The sequence below is a fragment of the Actinoplanes sp. CA-030573 genome (genome assembly GCF_050951115.1).
Taxonomy (GTDB): Bacteria; Actinomycetota; Actinomycetes; order Mycobacteriales; family Micromonosporaceae; genus Actinoplanes.
The window spans coordinates 5,466,187-5,480,785 of record NZ_CP192038.1 but is presented as its reverse complement, the minus strand read 5'-3'; the positions used below and the strand labels follow the sequence as shown (position 1 = coordinate 5,480,785).

Sequence of the window (14,599 nt, the reverse complement as noted above, 5' to 3'; positions counted from 1 at the left end):
CGCGGTGCACCATCATCGGCAGGGCAGCGGCAGCGCGATCGTCCTCGTGCACGGCATCGGCAGCCGTTTGCAGGTGTGGCGGCCGGTGCTCGACCGGCTGGCCCGGCACCATGACGTGATTGCCCTCGACCTGCCGGGCTTCGGCGCCAGCGCGGACGACGGCGGGCCGGGCTCGGTGCCGCACCTGGCCGACCGGGTCGCGGCGTTCCTGACCGGCCTCGGCGTCGAGCGGCCGGCGATCGGCGGCAGCTCCCTCGGCGGCGGCGTCGCCCTCGAGCTGGCTCGCCGGGGAGTGGCGGGCTCGGTGGTGGCGTTCTCCCCGGTCGGCTTCTTCTCCGATCGGGGCGCGGCCTGGTGCCGTACGGTCGTGACCGCCGCCCGCTCCACCGGCGCGGCGCTGGCACCGGCCCTCCCCAAGCTGTTCGCCACCCGGGCCGGCCGGGTCGCGTTGTGCGGCGTCTTCTACGGCCGTCCCGGGTCGCTGCCGCCCGCCGACTGCCTGGCCGACGCCCGCGCGCTGGTCGCCGCGCCGGGATTCGCGGCCGCCCGCCGTTCGCTCGGGTCCTGGCGGCTGACCGGGCCGATCCCGGACGTGCCGATCACCATCGCCTGGGGCGACCGCGACCTCGTGCTGCCCTACCGCCAGGCGGCCCGGGCTCGCGAAGTGCTGCCGCACGCCCGGCACGTGCGCCTGGCCGGCTGCGGGCACCTGCCGTTCGCCGACGACCCGGCCACCTGCGCCCGGTTGCTGCTGGAAGCGGCCTAGCCGCCGCTCGGGGTGGGCGGCCGCTCCGAGCGGGCGGCTGGGCGCTGATCGGCGTGCGGTCAGCCCGGTGGCGTCACAGGTGTTTGTGGAGGAACGACGCGGCGGCGTCGGCGGCCTGCGAGACGTACGGCTCGACGTCGTAGAGGTCGATGTGTTGGCGGGCGTCCAGCCAGAGCATCTCCTTCGGGCCGGTCGCCTCCTCGTGCAGCGCCTCGGCCAGTGCGGGGGAGCAGTAGGCGTCCACGCGCCCGTGGACGACCAGCAGCGGGGTCTGTGACAGCAGCGGGGCGGCGCCGAGCGCGTCGAAGGTCATCAGGGCGTGCAGGGAGCCGTAGGTCACCCGGTTCTCCCAGTGCTCGGCCTTCGAGCGGGACGTGCCGTAGTACGCGTACGGCTCGTCGCCGGCCATCGCCGCGGGGGCGCCGCCGGGGGCGACGGCCGGCAGCTCCTCGTCGTAGCGCGCGAGGAACGTCGCCAGCGCCTCGCGGTAGCCGGACGGGTTGCCGGCGCTGAACCGGGCCGGGCTGTTGTAGGCGCCGGCGATTCCGGCCACCGCCCGGATGCGCGGATCGGCGGCGGCCGCCCGCACCGCGTAGCCGCCGCCGAGACACACGCCGACGACGCCGATCCGGTAGGTGTGCGCCGACAGCAGGCCGACCGCGGCGCGCAGGTCGGCGAGCTTGCCCTGACTGTCCTCGTGCGCGCGCCGGCCGCCGCTCTCGCCGAACCCCCGGTGGTCGAAGGCCAGTGTGGTGATTCCGCGGCGGTGCAGCTTCTCCGCGTACGTGCCGATGACCTGCTCTTTGACCCCGGTGAACGGGCCGGTCAGCACGACCGCGGGCGCGCCGGGGGAAGCGACCGTGAGATGGCCGGCCAGCTCGATGCCGTCGGCGCTGAACGTGACCCTGGTGGACATGTGGCTGGTCCCTTCGCGCTCTATGGTGGGCTCGACGGTAGGTCGCGCGGCGGCGGCCGGGAAGAAGGCACTTCGCGGTGCCCATAACGGGGGTGCGGAGATGGCGCTGGTCGTTCCGGACGTGCTCGAGGAGGGCTGTACGACGCGGCAGGCCCTGGAGCGGCTGGCCTCGAAGTGGCGGGTGCTGCTGATCTACGCGCTGCTCGCCGGGCCGCAGCGGCACGCCGAGCTGCGCCGCCGGGTCGCGGGCATCAGCCAGAAGGTGCTGACCGGGACGCTGCGCGAGATGGAGAGCGACGGGCTGGTGGAGCGGCGGGTGCTGAAGGAGACGGCGCCGCAGCACGTCGAGTACGCGCTGACCGCGCTCGGGAAGACGCTGCAGGAGCCGCTGGCCGCGATCTGCGCCTGGGCGGCCGCGAATCCGCCGGCCGGGAATCCGCCGGTCGAGTGACGGTCGGCAACATCAAAACCCAGCACCATGGACGCGTGGACTGGCTGGCGCTGATCGGCGCGATCATGGGGACCGTCTCGGGCGTGGCCGCGCTCTACACCGGCCGGCGCGCGCGGGCTCTGCTCGTGGTCGCGGGCGTGCTGCTGGCCTTGGCCGTCGTGCTCGGCGCCTACAGCACGGTGCAGAAAGGCGAGGCCGCGACCGGGGTGGCGATCGTGTCGCGATAGCCGCCGGACGCTATTGGCAGGGTGTCAACAGGCTGCTACGTTCGGCCCCAGGAATCGGCGCGCCGAGAGGGTAAGCCATGAGCCACCCCCGCTACACCGTTCTGGAATCTATCACCTTCGATGAAGACGCGCCGCCGACGATGGTCGCGGCGTTCCGGCGGACCGTGGCTGCCCGCGGCGACGAGGTCGCCCTGCGCACGGCCGGCGGTGGTCCGTCCTATACCTGGTCCGAGTACGCCGCCCGGGTCGCGGAGATCGCCGGCGGGCTGGCCGCCCACGGGGTGAAGCGGGGCGACACCGTGGCGCTGCTGCTGACCAACCGGCCCGAGTTCCACTTCGCCGACACCGCCGTCCAGCATCTCGGCGCGGTGCCGTTCTCCTGCTACAACACGTCGTCGCCGGAGCAGCTCGGCTATCTGCTGAGGGCGTCCGGCGCCCGGGTCGCGATCACCGAGAGCGCGCTGGCGCCGGCGATGACGGGTCACCTCGGCGACCCGTCGAGCCCGCTGGACCTGCTGGTGCTGGTCGACACCGACCGCCAGGACCGCGACGGCGAGGACGGTGGCGGGAGCAGCGCGCCCCCGCCCGACGGCGACGAGGTCGGGACCGGCGAGGACGGTGGCGGGAGCAGCGCGCCCCCGGCCGACGGCGAGGGCACCGGCGATCACCCGGACGGCGAGGACGGCGGCGGCAGCACGGCGGCGCCGGCCGGGAAGGTCGTGGCGCTCGCCGACATCGTGGCGCCCGGCTTCGACCTCGAGGCGGCGGCGTCGGCGGTGACCGGGGACGACCTGCTCACGCTGGTCTACACCTCGGGCACCACCGGCCGGCCCAAGGGCGTCGAGATCACCCACGCCGCCATGGTGGCCATGGTCTCGGCCACGGCGCCGCTGGTGGGCGTACGGCCGGGGGATCGTTTGATCTCTTTTCTGCCGGCCGCGCACATCGCCGACCGGTGGGCCTCGCACTACCTGCATCTGTGGAGCGGCACCGAGGTCACCTGCCTCGCCGACCACCGGCAGATCGCCGCCGCCCTGGTCGAGGTGCGGCCGACGCTGTTCGGCGGCGTCCCGCAGGTGTGGCTGCGGCTGGTCGCCGGCATCAAGCGGCTGCCCGACCCGGTGATGGCCGGCGCGGTCGAGCAGGCGGTCGAGATCGGCCGGCAGTACCTGCGGGCCCGGGCCGCCGGCGAGGTCCCGGCCGACCTCGAGGCGCTGCACGCCGCCGCCGACGTCGAGGTGCTGGCGCCGCTGCGGGCCAAGCTCGGCCTCGACCAGGTGCGGGTGGCGGTCACGGCGGCGGCGCCGACACCGCCCGAGGTGATCGAGTTCGTCAACGCCGCCGGGGTGCCGCTGATCGAGGCCTGGGGCATGTCCGAGCTGTCGGGGATGGCGACCATGGTGCCGCTCGGCGAGGTGCGGCCGGGCTCGATCGGGCTGCCGGTCCCGGGGCTCGAGGTGCGGCTGCTCGACGACGGCGAGCTGCTCGTGCGCGGGCCGATGGTCATGCGCGGCTACCGCGGCCAGCCGGAGGAGACCGCGGCCGCGATCGACGACGACGGCTGGCTGCACACCGGCGACGTGGCGACCCGGGACGCCGACGGCTACCTGCGCATCGTCGACCGCAAGAAGGAGCTGCTGATCACCCAGGGCGGCAAGAACATCGCCCCGGCCGCCGTCGAGCTCGCCCTGCGCTCGGCCTGCCCGCTGCTCGCGCAGGCGGTGGTCATCGGGGACGGCCGGCCTCATCTGACCGCGCTGCTCGTCCTCGATCCGGAGGCGGCGGCCGCGTTCACCGGGCTCGTGTCGGATCCGGTCGCGCTCGTGCGGCATCCCGGGGTGCAGGCGGCGGTGGCGGCGGGCGTCTCGGCGGCCAACGCCACCCTCTCGCGGGCCGAGCACGTGCGCGCCTACGAGCTGCTGCCCGAGGTGTGGGCGCCGGGCGGCGACCTGGTCACCCCGACCATGAAGGTCCGGCGAGGCGCGGTGCTGCGGCGGTACGCGGAGAGCGTCGAAGCCCTCTACGGCAAAGCGACCGCGGGGTGAGACCGCCGCGCGTGGTCGTGATCGGGGCCGGCTTCGGTGGCGTCGCCGCGGCCGCCGCGCTGCTCGAGGCCGGCCACACCGACATCGTGCTGCTGGAGAAGGGACCACGGATCGGGGGAGTGTGGCGGGACAACTCGTATCCGGGGTGCGCCTGCGACGTGCCGGCGCCGCTGTACTCGTACTCGTTCGCGCTCAATCCGGAATGGTCGCGCCGCTTTCCGCCGCACCGCGAGATCCTCGACTATCTGGAGCGCACCGCCGCCGAGCTCGGCATTCTGCCCCTGGTGCGGTTCGGCACCGAGGTGACCGGCGCCGAATGGGACGCGGACGCGGAATGCTGGCGGGTCCATACCTCGGCCGGCGACCTCGAGGCCGACGTTCTGGTGCCCTCGGTCGGGCAGTTGAGCCGGCCGGTCACGCCCGTTCTGCCCGGTGCTTCGCGCTTCTCCGGCACGGCCGTGCACACTGCCGCCTGGCATGACGGAATTGACGTCGAGGACAAGCGGGTGGCGGTCATCGGAACCGGGGCGAGCGCCATTCAGCTCGTGCCCGCGATCGCCGGCCGGGCCGCGCACGTCACCGTTTTCCAGCGCAGCGCGCCCTGGACCCTGCCCAAGCCCGACCGTCGATACGGCGCCGGCCGCCGGGCCGCGTACCGGATGATGCCGTCGCTGATGCGCCTGCCGCGGGCCGGCACCTGGGCGATGACGTGGGTGACCGGAAAGGCGGTGACCGGCAATCCGGTGGCGGGCGCGTTTCTGCGCGGGGTCTCCACGGCGCAGCGGCGCATTCAGGTGCGGTCGGAAGAACTGCGGGCGAAGGTGACGCCGGCCGAGCCGATGGGCTGCAAGCGGGTGCTCTTCACCAGTGCCTGGCTGCCCACGCTCGCCCGCGCTGACGTCTCGCTGGTGACCTCGCCGATCGTCGACATCGTCCCGGACGGGATTCGCACGGCCGACGGGACGCGGCACCGGAGCGACCTGATCGTGTACGCGACCGGGTTCGCCGCCACCGAGTTCCTGGTGCCGATGTCGATCACCGGGCGCGCGGGCGTCAAGCTCGAACAGGAATGGTGCGATGGGGCGTACGCCTATCTGGGTGTCGCCGTTCCCGGTTTTCCCAACCTGTTCTTGATGTACGGGCCGAACACCAATACGGGGAACACGTCGGTCATCTATTTCCACGAGGCGCAGGCGCGTTATCTCGCGCAGGCGGTCACCCGCTATGCCGCATCCCGGCGGCCGCTGGAGGTGCGGCCCGCCCGGGCGCTCGAATACGACGCCGAGATGCAGCGGCGGCTGGCCCGGAGCGTCTGGACCGGATGCCGGAGCTGGTATCGCACCGCGGCCGGCCGGATCGTGACGAACTGGCCGGGAATGGCGTCCGAATATCGCCGCCGGATGAGGGTTTTCGACATCGCCGACTACGGCTGACCGGCGCCGTTCGCCGGCCAGGAGCGTCGCCTCCGGGGCGCGGTGAACCCCCGCGGTCAGCCGCTGACGTGGGCGGTGTTGTCGATCCAGTGCTGGGCGAGCTTGCCGTCGCCGGCGACGGTGATGCCGGGGGCCTCGGCGAGCGGGAGACGGCGGGTCAGGGTCAGCAGCAGGGACCGGGCGGGGCCGGTCACGGTAACGCCGGCGGCGGGGCGCCTGCCGGGCTGCCAGGTTGCCCCGTCCGGGCGCCGGTCGACGGACCAGGCGCCCTCGTCGTCGGTGGCCACCCACTGGAGGATCTGTCCGGTGCCGCGAAGGGCGTGTGCGGACTCGGACCGCAGCATCTCCCAGGTGGGGGAGGTCAGCATCGCGAAGTGGTTGGTGATGAGCGCGGCGGCGATGTCGGCGTCGACGGCGGCCGGGCGTCCGGCCGCGGTGGCGGCGTCGAAGCCGTGGACCACGGCCTCGTTGAGCTGCGTGGCGAGCCAGAAACGCGTACCGGACCGCCCGTCGGCCGCCGGGTTGAACACGGGCGCGTCGAGGGCGTCGCCGGAGCACGCGGCGGTGAGCCGCTGCGCCGAGTCCGACAGCCACGCCGGCCACGCGCGGGGATCGGTGGGCAACGCGGCCATCTCGGTGGGCAGCTTGGTGGGGTCGGTGACGCGCCGCTCAATGATCTCGGCGACCCAGTGCTGGGTCTGGCCCACGTGCCGGACCAGGTCGGTGACGGTCCACTCGGGCGTGGTCGGCACGGCGGCGTCCGGGCCGGCCGCGGCGGCCGACTCGGCCAGGCGCCGGGTGTGGTCGGCGATCGCCCGCCGGGCGCGGTCCGGGGTCAGCTCGGTCATGGGATCGCCCTTCCGTAGGCTCGCTGTTCCGATTCAGACCCGGCGCGCCGGTCGAACTCATCGGCGGGATCCGCGGGACAGACCCTAGTTCCGTAGCTCGTCGATCAGGGCGCGGGCCACCCGGCCGATGCCGGCGTCGATCAGCGCCGGGTCGGTGGTGGTGGCGGGCGTGGCGCGGGTGAACACGGCGACCGCGTACTGCTCGCCGTCCGGGAAGGTGACCACGCCGGCCTCGTTGCGGACCAGGCCCATCAGGCCGCCGCTCTTGGCCGCCACCGTCACGCCGGGGCCGAAGCCGGCGGCGATGCGGTGGCGGGTCAGCTGCTGGGCCATCGCCTCGCGCACGGTGGCGCACGCCGCCGGGGTGGCGGCCCGGTCGGTCCAGATGGCCTGAAGCAGGGTCACCGTCTCGGCGGCGGTGGTCGCCCAGCCGCGGGCCGGGTCGAGGGCGGCGCTGGTGTGCAGACTCTCCCGGATCCGGGCGAGCGCCGGTGGCCGGGCGGCCGGGTCGTGGCCGGCGAGAGCCGGATAGGAAGGGAAGCCGGCCTCCGCGGCCATGTCGTCGAGCATCGAGCGCAGGTCGCCGGTGATGCGGGTGCCGCGCAGGCCGAGCGCGGCGGTGAGCGCGTTGATCCGGTCGGTGCCGAGCATGGCGATGAGCTCGTCGGTGGCCACGTTGTCGCTGATCGTGAGCATCTGGACGATCAGGTCGCGGACCGACATGGTGACCTCGTCGCGCAGCAGGGAGATGCCGGTCGGGCCGGGGGTGCGGGGCGAGGCGGGCAGGGTGCGCCGCTGCCGGCCGTCGAGCGAGCCGGCCGCCAGCGCGATCTGGATCTTGGCCACCGACGCGGGGGAGACGGGCCGGCCGGCGTCGAAACCGGCGCCGGGGCCGGAAGCGCGAACCGGCGCCGCGTAGGCGGCGCCGGTCACGTCGAGGTCGTCGAGGATCACGGGGCGGGGCAGGCGGGGGCGGCGAAGAACGCGTGCGCCCCGTTCGTGAAGCGGCAGCCGAACGTCGGCGACGCGACCGCGCGGGGGTTGAGGATCGCGTCGCCGGCCGGGCGGTGACCGGTGTGGATCCACGCCGTCAGGTCGTCGAACGCCGTGGTCAGCTCGGCCTGGGTGAAGTCGCAGTGTCCGGTGCCGCGGATCGCGCGGGACACGAACAGCTTGCTCTTGCCGTGGGCGGCGGCGCGGGCCGCGTACGTCTGCTCCATCGAGAAAGGCACGAAGAGGTCGCCGATGTCGTGCATCGACAGGACCGGGACGCGCGGGTTGCCGTCCACCCGCGGGATGCCCGCAAGGCCGGGATCGGCCGGCGCGGTCGCCTTGACCCGCAGGACCGAGGCGTTCAGGCGCCACTCGTCGGCGGTCGGGAACAGCCGGTCGGTGCTGCGGTAGAACGTGAACCGGTTGTCGGTGACGTTGCCGGGCGCGATGTAGGACGTACCGCCGGAGAGCCCGGGGTAGAGCCCGAAGAGGAACGGCAGGTCGTTCAGCGGCGCCAGCGAGGTGGCGGTGTTCCAGTACGCGAAGGCGCTGTCGAACCCGGGCCGGTCGCCGCCGCTGCGTCGCTCGACCACCGACGACCAGGTCTGGCCGAGTGCGGTCAGCGCCGGCGGCTTGCCGACGTTGACGCCGAGCGCGGGGAGGATGGCGGCGGTCTGGGCGCGCCACGTGTCCTGGTAGTCGGCCGGCGGCTGCAGCGGGAACGAGATGCGCACGCCGGCCAGCGCGGCCGCGGTCACGTTCGCGTCCAGGAAGTAGTCGAACAGCTTGACGTCGCCGAGCACACCGCAGACCGGCATCGCGCCCGAGAACGCCCGCGGATAGGTCTCGATCGCCACGGCGGTGACCTGCCCGCCCATCGACTCGCCGGACATGATCACGCTCTCCGCGGCGTGCCCGGTCACCTGGCGGAAAAGACCGATCAGCGCGTACGAGTCACGGACGCCCTGCCCGACGTCGTACCCGTTGGTGGCGTAGCTGGACGCGGCCCAGGCATAGCCGAGGTCGATGTAGTGCTGGCGCAGCCGGGGGCTGTCCACATAGACGACGGTGCCGCGGCCGCGGTAGCCGTGCGCGTAGAGCACCAGCTTGCCGTTCCAGCCGGCGGGCACCTCGATGCGGTAGGCCGCCCCAGCGCTGATGCCGGTGTAGATCTGGGCGCCGGGCAGCGCGACGAACGGCGCGCCCGAGATGTCGCATGCGGGATCGGCGACGAGATAGCCGGGCTGTGTCGTGCTCGGCGCCGGCGCCGCACACGAGGCGGCGAAGGCGGGGCGGCCGGCGAACCCGACGGCCGCGACGACGAGCAGAACGGCCACGACCGCACGACGAAAAATCATGTTGTTTACCTCCCGGTAACAAGAGACGCCCGGGAGGGACCGCTGTCAAGACCATGGGAGCGATACGGCCACAACGCGGCCCCGGCTATGGCGGAACGCGGGCCCGCTCGGCCACCATAACCTGCACAGAAGCGGAGGGAGGACGCGATGATGACGGCCGTGGACCGGGCTGACCTGTGCCGGCGACTCGAGCCGACGCTGCTCGCCATCGCCGAGGACCGCACCGGCGTGGCCCTGCGCGAGCTGCGTCCGCGCCGCGACGACTACCCGCTCGTCTTCGCGGCCGCCGCCGTCGGGCCGGCCATGGGCCGCTACGAGGCGCTGTGGGCCGGGCCGCTCGACTTCCGCCACCCCGAGCCGACGGCCCGGGCCGAGATCGCCCTGATGCCCGCCACCGACGAGACCATCTTCGTACCGGACCGGGTCTGGGCCTCGTGGCGGTACGTCATCCCCGGCCAGACCGCCGGCCTGTTCTACGACGGCCTGGCCTGGTGCGACGACCACTGGGCCTGGTTCCCGAAGCCGTACCGGCTGCGCGGCCGGTGAGGTCGGTGCCGGGCACTCGGCGGCTCACCGGGCCAGGCGCTTCTCCTGTCCCTCGTGCACGCCGGTGACCCATTCCCAGCCGGGCCGGGCCGAGGGGCCGATGCGCGGGTCACCGGCCACCTCGCCGGCGCGCAGGCCCAGCACGTACGCCCGATCCTGCGCTATGCGTTCGCGTGCCTGACCGGCCTCGCCGACCGACCCGTGGCCGGGGATGACCCACTCGGCGTCGCCGGCCACGTCGGCCAGCAGGCGCAGCGCGGCGAGGTAGTCCTCGATCGGGTCGGCGGCGCCACTGAGGTCGAGGATCGGCACCAGAACGTCGGACAGCATGTCGCCGGCAATGAGCACCCCGCTCTCCTCGACGAGCAGTGCCGCGTGACCCGGGGCGTGCGCCTGGTGCTCGATGATCCGCACCGGCGGGCCGTCCCACGGGACCCGTTCCGCCCCGGCGGGCAGGCCGGTGACGTCGCCGAGCGGCTCGAGCGGGACGTGGCCGGCGATCTCGGGCGGCATCATCGAGCGGACCCGGTCCTTCGCGCCCGGGTCCGAGAGCCGGGTTCGGGCCGTCTCGGCGGCGCGGGCCGTGGCGTACCGGGGCGCCGGGCCGAGCCGGGCGTGCCAGAGCAGGTGGTCCCAGTGCGGGTGGGTGGAGAAGCCGGCCAGCACGGTCCGGCCCTCGGCTGCCAGGTCGTCCGCCAGGCAGGCGAGCTCGTGCTCCTGCACCCCGGCGTCGATCAGCAGCACGCCGGCCGGGCCGTGCACGACGACGGCGTTGCTTTGGCAGAACTCGCTGCGGTGGATCAGGACGCCGTCGGCTACCGGTGTCAGCACGGGTGGTTCCTTCCGTATGTGATCGGCGGCCAGCCTACGGTCGGTCGGGTAAGGCGGCCGGCGCGGACCGGGGCGGTCAGGGGCGATCGGTGGCCCAGCGGCGGTCGGGCAACCTCCAACTCCGGGGAATCCTGGATGCCCCGGACGGCCTTCGACGACGATGATGCGCTCGTGAGCAACGTCAGCTGGACGCAATTCGCGCGGCTCGTGGGCGCGCCGGTCACGGTGACGCTGCGTGGGCGGGTCGCCTCCGCCGATGAGCCGGCCGAGCGGGTCTGCTTCGCGCCGCCGGACTTGTGGCGGGTCACCGACGACGATGGGCATCTGCGCTATCTCGCCAACGATGACGGGCACTACACCTATCCGCCGGGGGAGACGCGGGCCTGCTTCCAGCCGCGGCGGAAAGGGTTCTGGCACTCCGGCGGCACGGTCTGCTCGGCGCTCATCCACCCGCGGGATCTGGACGACGCCGACGACGACTTCACCCGGCCGCTGGGGGCGGTGGAGGAGATCGCGTTCCTCGGACGGGTGGCGTGGCGGGTGCTGCTCGCCCCGCCCGCGCGCAAGCCGCAGCCGGTGTGGCAGGTCCTCGACGTGGCCAGCGGTGTGACGCTGGCCTATCAGGCGCCGGACGGGCAGCCGCTGGTCGCCTTCACGGCGCTGGAGACCGATGTCGCGCTGCCGGACGGGACGTTCGCGGCATGAGGGCGGTCGTCTACGACCGGTACGGGCCGCCGGACGTGCTGCGGCTCGAGGAGGTGCCGCGGCCGGTGCCGGGGGCCGGGCAGGTCCTCGTGCGCGTGGCGGCGACCTCGGTCAACCTGAGCGACTGGGAGACCTTGCGCGGCACCCCGGCGTACGCGCGGATCGGCGGTTGGCGCACCCCGGCCCGCCGGACGCTCGGCTCCGACATCGCCGGCCGGGTCGAGGAGCTCGGGCCGGGCGTCACGAGGTTCCGGGTGGGTGACGAGGTCTACGGCGACAACCTCCGGATCAAAGGCGGATTTGCCGAGTACGCGGTGACGCCGGCCGAAGTGCTCGACCGGAAGCCGCCCTCGCTGTCGTTCGCCGAGGCGTCGGCGATCCCGCAGGCCGGCGCGATCGCGTGGCAGGGCACGGCCGGCGCCGGGACCGGGACGCGGCTGCTGATCAACGGCGCCGGTGGTGGCTCGGGCTCGTTCGCGATTCCCCTGGCCAAGCGGCTCGGCGCGCACGTGACCGGGGTCGACAACGCGTCCAAGCTGGACTTCATGCGGTCGCTCGGCGCCGACGAGGTGATCGACTATCGGGCCGCCGACTTCACCCGGGCCGGGCCCTTCGACCTGATCCTCGACCTGGTCGCGCACCGGTCGGTGTTCGCCTACCGGCGGGCGCTCGCCCCGGGCGGCCGTTACCGCTGCGTCGGCGGCCCGGTCCGCACGCTGCTGCGGGTGCTGACCGCCGGCACCGTGGCCGGCCTGGCCACCGGCCGGCGGATCGGTGTGCTGGCGGTACGCGAGGGCCCGGACCACTTCGCGCCGGTGACCCGCCTGTGCGTCGCGGGCGAGCTGGGCGTCCACATCGACCGCACGTTCCCGCTGGAGGAGACGGCCCGGGCGCTGGCCCACGTCGGCGAGGGGCGCGCGCTCGGCAAGGTCGTGGTGGCGCCCGGCTGAGTGGCCGGCGCGGGCGGTGGGCCCCGCCCGGGGGCTGAGGTCGGACGGGGCCCACCGCGGTCACGCGGCGAGCCGTGGAACAGGGCCGGGCGCCGCCGGTCAGGCCAGCCAGATGAAGTCGAACTTCTCCCACGGCCCGATCTCGGTGCCGCGCGCTCGCAGGTAGCCGTTGTAGTTGGGGTCCTTCACGCCGACCTCGGCGCTCAGCCACCGGTTGGCGTCGACGCTGCGGATGGCGTAGCACTCGAGGCTGCAGCCCGACGCGCGTACGGTGTAGAACTCCTCCCAGACGTCGATGATCGTGCCGTCCGGCCGGGCCCGGACGTAGTCGCCGTCCGCGCGCTCGGTGGTCCACCAGCCGTTGTTGCCGTCCAGGGTCGAGTCGAAGGCCTCCGACGAGCCGCTGCGACCGCCGCCGATGATCTGGCAGAGGTAGAACTTCTCCCAGGGCCCGATGACCTGGGCCCGGGCCCGCAACAGACCGTCCATCTTGCCGGGGTAGGCGGCCTCGGTCGACACGTACAGGCCGTTGGCGACCGAGCGGAGGGCGACCTGGCGGCAGTTGTTCGCGGTGTAGGCGGCGGCCGGCGCCTGGAACACGAGGAGGCCGGCCGCGGCGGTGACGACCGACATCAGCGTCGCCAGGAGGGTGCGTGATCTGCGCATGACCGCCATCGTCGGCAGCGGATCGCCTCCGGGCCAGGCGGTTGCGGTTTCCGGAAACCCGCGGTGGCCCCGCCCGGGGGCTGAGGTCGGGCGGGGCACGCCCTCATCCTCGGTGCGGGCCCGTGCCCGGGACAGGCAGCCGACCGGCAAACGACCGGCAACCCACCCGGCCGGGTGATCGGTCACCGATCGTTACCCAAGGGTGTGGGCGGAATCCCTATAGTTCACGCTCGTGCCCCCGGATCATGTGATCATTGAGGCTGACGAACCCCCCGGATCGCGAACGGGGGCTCTCGTGTCCGCGCCCGGTACGGCACCGCCGGTGGCCTGGTCCACGCAGGTGCGCGTCCGCGACGGCGTCCGCTTCCGGCGCGAGGCGTTCGGCGGAGTGGCGTACGTTCCGGAGCTCGACCGGTTCGCGGCGCTCGACCACCGGGCGGCCGGTCTGGTCGCCGGCCACCGCGCGCCCGCCGATCACGAAGAGTGGTCGCTCGCCTCCGAGCTGACGGCGGCCGGCATCCTCGACGGGCCGCCGGCGGGGGACTGCCGGCCACCGGCCGGGCGGTCGCTGATCGGCGCGTTCGACGATCTTCCGGCGCTCGAGGGGCCGCTCGTGGTGAACACGTTCGCGACCGCGTTCTGCCCGCTGCGCTGCCGGTACTGCCACGCCGACGATCTCATGCAGCCGTTCCGGGCCGGGGAGTCCGACGAGGACCTCGAGCGGGTCGCGCGGACGGCGGCGGCGGTCCCGGCCATGGTCGCGGTGATCACCGGCGGCGACCCGATCGTCAGCCCGGTGCGCAGCGCCCGGCTGATCGAGAAGCTCGCGGGGGAGAAGGCGATCGTGGTCGACACGTCCGGCGCGGGCGACGTCACGCCGCTGATCCCGCTGCTCAAGGGCGTGCAGGGGCACCTGCGGGTGTCGCTCGACAGCGCCGGCGCGGCGCTGCACGACCGGTTGCGGCCGATCTCGCCGCGCCTGCTGCCCCGGGGGACCAGCTCGCACGCGGCGGCCTGGGCGACGATCCACCGGGCGGTGGAGGCCGACGTCGCGGTCACCGTGCAGACCGTTGTGACCCGCGCCAACGAGGACCCCGGCCACCTCGCGAGCCTGGCCGGGGCGCTGACCCGCGCGGGCGTACGCAATTGGGTGTTGCATGTGGTCGTTCCGGCCGGGAAGGCGGCCGAGCCGCGCAATCGTGCCCTGCTGCCGGGCGCCGACGTGTCGCGGAAGCTGGCCGAGGTGGTCGAGCGGGTGGACGGCGACCTGCGGGTGCGGGTGACCGCGACGCACGCGAACCCGAACGCGGTGCTGCTGGTGGGCAGCCGCGGCGACGTCTATGCGGAGACGGGCCCGGCCGGCAAGGTGAAGATCGCGGAGGCCACCGGCGACCGCGACGCGTTGCTGCGGCTCTTCCGCGACCGGGTCGATCTGCGGGCGCACGCCAACCGTTATCTGGGCGGGACGGCGCCGTTCAGGACGAGTGCGGACGCCTGACGCCGCGCCATGCCGTAGAGCAGGGAGTGCACCTGCGGGACGGCCGAGCGGTGCAGGGCGTCGGCGGGGGAGATGCCGCCGAGCGCGGCGTCGGGGGTGCGGAACCAGGCGAGCGTGGCGGCCTCACCGATCGCGGGCGTGAGCAGCGCGGCGATCCGGCGGGCGGTCTCGAGACGGCCGCGGGCGAGCCGCGCGGCCTCGTCGGGGGTGGCTGTCCAGGCGTCGATCTCGGGCGTGCGGGCGGCCCCTCCGACGTACGCGGTGAAGGCCCTCCCCAGCAACGATGTGCACTCGTAGATGAGCTGACCCATCTCGTCGGCCCACTTCTCGGCGTCGGCCGTCAGGTACCCCATGCCCAAAGGCTAC

At 73.8% G+C, this 14,599-nt stretch carries 16 protein-coding genes; 9 read left to right on the top strand and 7 right to left on the bottom strand.

What is annotated here, in order from left to right; all coding sequences use genetic code 11:
* Nucleotides 1-4: 4 nt before the first annotated feature.
* On the top strand, nt 5-766 hold the full coding sequence (locus ACQP2F_RS25405; protein WP_433291412.1) for an alpha/beta fold hydrolase: 762 nt from the start codon (nt 5-7) through the stop codon (nt 764-766).
* Between the two features lie 73 nt (nt 767-839).
* Here the strand turns inward: ACQP2F_RS25405 and ACQP2F_RS25400 are convergent, their stop codons facing one another.
* Nucleotides 840-1,682, bottom strand: a complete 843-nt coding sequence (locus ACQP2F_RS25400) for an alpha/beta hydrolase (RefSeq protein ID WP_433291409.1) — start codon at nt 1,680-1,682, stop codon at nt 840-842.
* 100 nt (nt 1,683-1,782) lie between these two features.
* On the opposite strand from ACQP2F_RS25400, the gene ACQP2F_RS25395 reads away from it, so the two are divergent.
* The 4 genes from ACQP2F_RS25395 (at nt 1,783) to ACQP2F_RS25380 (ending at nt 5,838) form a co-directional block, all read left to right on the top strand.
* Complete coding sequence (locus ACQP2F_RS25395) at nt 1,783-2,133, top strand: winged helix-turn-helix transcriptional regulator (RefSeq protein ID WP_433291407.1); 351 nt, start codon at nt 1,783-1,785, stop codon at nt 2,131-2,133.
* A 35-nt stretch (nt 2,134-2,168) separates the two neighbouring features.
* The gene (locus ACQP2F_RS25390; RefSeq protein ID WP_433291405.1) at nt 2,169-2,360 is read left to right on the top strand and encodes a hypothetical protein; all 192 of its coding nucleotides are present in this window, start codon (nt 2,169-2,171) and stop codon (nt 2,358-2,360) included.
* A gap of 77 nt (nt 2,361-2,437) precedes the next feature.
* Nucleotides 2,438-4,405 (top strand): AMP-binding protein, encoded by a 1,968-nt coding sequence (locus ACQP2F_RS25385; RefSeq protein WP_433291403.1) that lies wholly within the window; start codon nt 2,438-2,440, stop codon nt 4,403-4,405.
* On the top strand, nt 4,402-5,838 hold the full coding sequence (locus ACQP2F_RS25380) for a flavin-containing monooxygenase (RefSeq protein ID WP_433291400.1): 1,437 nt from the start codon (nt 4,402-4,404) through the stop codon (nt 5,836-5,838). Before ACQP2F_RS25385 ends, ACQP2F_RS25380 begins: the two co-directional genes overlap by 4 nt.
* A gap of 56 nt (nt 5,839-5,894) precedes the next feature.
* Here ACQP2F_RS25380 and ACQP2F_RS25375 read toward each other — a convergent pair whose 3' ends face one another.
* The 3 genes from ACQP2F_RS25375 to ACQP2F_RS25365 all read right to left on the bottom strand — a co-directional run bounded on the left by ACQP2F_RS25375 (nt 5,895) and on the right by ACQP2F_RS25365 (nt 9,037).
* The gene (locus ACQP2F_RS25375) at nt 5,895-6,686 is read right to left on the bottom strand and encodes a maleylpyruvate isomerase family mycothiol-dependent enzyme (RefSeq protein ID WP_433291398.1); all 792 of its coding nucleotides are present in this window, start codon (nt 6,684-6,686) and stop codon (nt 5,895-5,897) included.
* Between the two features lie 84 nt (nt 6,687-6,770).
* Entirely contained in the window at nt 6,771-7,640 is an 870-nt protein-coding gene (locus ACQP2F_RS25370; protein WP_433291396.1) for a serine hydrolase, read from the bottom strand.
* Complete coding sequence (locus ACQP2F_RS25365) at nt 7,637-9,037, bottom strand: phthalyl amidase (RefSeq protein ID WP_433291394.1); 1,401 nt, start codon at nt 9,035-9,037, stop codon at nt 7,637-7,639. Before ACQP2F_RS25365 ends, ACQP2F_RS25370 begins: the two co-directional genes overlap by 4 nt.
* A gap of 147 nt (nt 9,038-9,184) precedes the next feature.
* Between ACQP2F_RS25365 and ACQP2F_RS25360 the strand changes: the two genes are divergently transcribed.
* Nucleotides 9,185-9,583 carry a hypothetical protein gene (locus ACQP2F_RS25360; RefSeq protein ID WP_433291392.1) on the top strand — a complete coding sequence of 133 codons (399 nt, stop codon included), beginning with the start codon at nt 9,185-9,187 and terminating at the stop codon, nt 9,581-9,583.
* Nucleotides 9,584-9,607: 24 nt separating this feature from the next.
* On the opposite strand, the gene ACQP2F_RS25355 is transcribed toward ACQP2F_RS25360, so the two are convergent.
* Complete coding sequence (locus tag ACQP2F_RS25355; RefSeq protein ID WP_433291390.1) at nt 9,608-10,414, bottom strand: MBL fold metallo-hydrolase; 807 nt, start codon at nt 10,412-10,414, stop codon at nt 9,608-9,610.
* Between the two features lie 171 nt (nt 10,415-10,585).
* On the opposite strand from ACQP2F_RS25355, the gene ACQP2F_RS25350 reads away from it, so the two are divergent.
* On the top strand, nt 10,586-11,119 hold the full coding sequence (locus ACQP2F_RS25350; RefSeq protein WP_433291388.1) for a hypothetical protein: 534 nt from the start codon (nt 10,586-10,588) through the stop codon (nt 11,117-11,119).
* The gene (locus ACQP2F_RS25345) at nt 11,116-12,069 is read left to right on the top strand and encodes an NAD(P)-dependent alcohol dehydrogenase (RefSeq protein ID WP_433291386.1); all 954 of its coding nucleotides are present in this window, start codon (nt 11,116-11,118) and stop codon (nt 12,067-12,069) included. Before ACQP2F_RS25350 ends, ACQP2F_RS25345 begins: the two co-directional genes overlap by 4 nt.
* Before the next feature lie 99 nt (nt 12,070-12,168).
* Here ACQP2F_RS25345 and ACQP2F_RS25340 read toward each other — a convergent pair whose 3' ends face one another.
* Nucleotides 12,169-12,735, bottom strand: coding sequence for a fascin domain-containing protein (locus tag ACQP2F_RS25340; protein ID WP_433291384.1), 567 nt, complete (start codon nt 12,733-12,735; stop codon nt 12,169-12,171).
* Nucleotides 12,736-13,030: 295 nt separating this feature from the next.
* On the opposite strand from ACQP2F_RS25340, the gene ACQP2F_RS25335 reads away from it, so the two are divergent.
* Entirely contained in the window at nt 13,031-14,233 is a 1,203-nt protein-coding gene (locus ACQP2F_RS25335; protein ID WP_433291382.1) for a radical SAM protein, read from the top strand.
* Here ACQP2F_RS25335 and ACQP2F_RS25330 read toward each other — a convergent pair.
* On the bottom strand, nt 14,188-14,586 hold the full coding sequence (locus tag ACQP2F_RS25330; RefSeq protein ID WP_433291380.1) for a hypothetical protein: 399 nt from the start codon (nt 14,584-14,586) through the stop codon (nt 14,188-14,190). The genes ACQP2F_RS25335 and ACQP2F_RS25330 overlap by 46 nt on opposite strands.
* Between the last annotated feature and the right edge of the window lie 13 nt (nt 14,587-14,599).